The 982-nt window shown below is 55.1% G+C and carries 2 protein-coding genes and 1 pseudogene (1 of these 3 only partly in view); all 3 read right to left on the bottom strand.

The features are described 5' to 3' along the window. Positions 1-54 precede the first annotated feature (54 nt). Positions 55-687: an urease accessory protein UreG gene (ureG, locus tag INT22_RS16655; protein WP_038479289.1), complete on the bottom strand. Its 633-nt coding sequence runs from the start codon at positions 685-687 to the stop codon at positions 55-57. A gap of 40 nt (positions 688-727) precedes the next feature. Continuing rightward, entirely contained in the window at positions 728-874 is a 147-nt protein-coding gene (locus INT22_RS22175; protein ID WP_446718959.1) for a hypothetical protein, read from the bottom strand. Positions 875-919: 45 nt separating this feature from the next. After that, positions 920-982 (bottom strand): annotated as a pseudogene (locus INT22_RS22180) (hypothetical protein); its annotated part runs 21 nt beyond the window's last position; the annotation flags it as partial.

The following is a 982-nucleotide window of genomic DNA, read 5'->3' on the forward strand; positions in this document are numbered from 1 at the left end:
AAAGCCACTGCTAGCGAGTACTTGTTATTTTATTGCAGCAACTTTTTCTACCGATTATGCCGTTGCCGCCTGGGGCCGACGCTCATCCAGCATGCCTTTGTCGAGAATAAAGCGGATGATCTCTTCAAGGCCTACCCCATCGTAGAGGTTGGTAAACACAAAGGGACGCTCGCCGCGCATTTTCTTCGAATCCCGCTCCATCACCTCAAGAGAGGCATGTACTTGCTCGGCAATATCAATCTTGTTGATAATCAGCAGGTCTGACTTGGTAATACCTGGCCCGCCTTTACGGGGGATCTTATCGCCTGCGGAAACGTCAATCACGTAAAGCGTGAGATCAGAAAGCTCGGGGCTGAACGTCGCAGAGAGGTTGTCACCGCCGGACTCCACCAGCACCAGCTCTAGTTTTGGATGGCGAGCGTGTAGCTCGTCGATGGCCGCCAGGTTCATCGAGGCATCTTCGCGAATGGCGGTATGCGGGCAGCCACCGGTTTCCACACCTAAGATGCGGTCAGCAGGCAGCGCATCATGCTTGAGCAGAAAGTCGGCGTCTTCGCGGGTGTATATGTCGTTGGTTACGACGGCGATATCGTAGTAATCCCGTAGTGCCGAACAAAGCTGCTTAAGCAGTGCCGTTTTGCCGGAACCCACCGGGCCACCCACACCTACACGTAAACAGTGCGTCATTGTTATCTCCTACTCATAAGCGTTTGAAATAGCTAAGCGTTTAACTTCTAAACAAGCGTGAATATTGTGTTTCGTGCAGAGCGCTGGCCAGCGCCACGCCGGGCAGTATCGGGCCAAGATCATCATCTTCCAGCAACAGTGCTTGGTCGACGGCCTCCACCAGTTCCCCGCGCAGCTGTTCAATCACCCGCTGGGCGGCGGTATGGCCCAGGGGAAGTGCTTTGCAGGCCACTGCCAGTTGGTTTTCCAGCCACGCCCAGCCAAACCCTAATAGCGCTTGGCGCGGGGGCACACG

The sequence above is a fragment of the Halomonas sp. 3D7M genome (assembly GCF_014897885.1).
GTDB lineage: Bacteria > Pseudomonadota > Gammaproteobacteria > Pseudomonadales > Halomonadaceae > Vreelandella.

Bases quoted from the DNA above. Each gene is read 5' to 3' on its own strand.
- ureG (WP_038479289.1), bottom strand. From the start codon at position 687: ATGACGCACTGTTTACGTGTAGGTGTGGGTGGCCCGGTGGGTTCCGGC.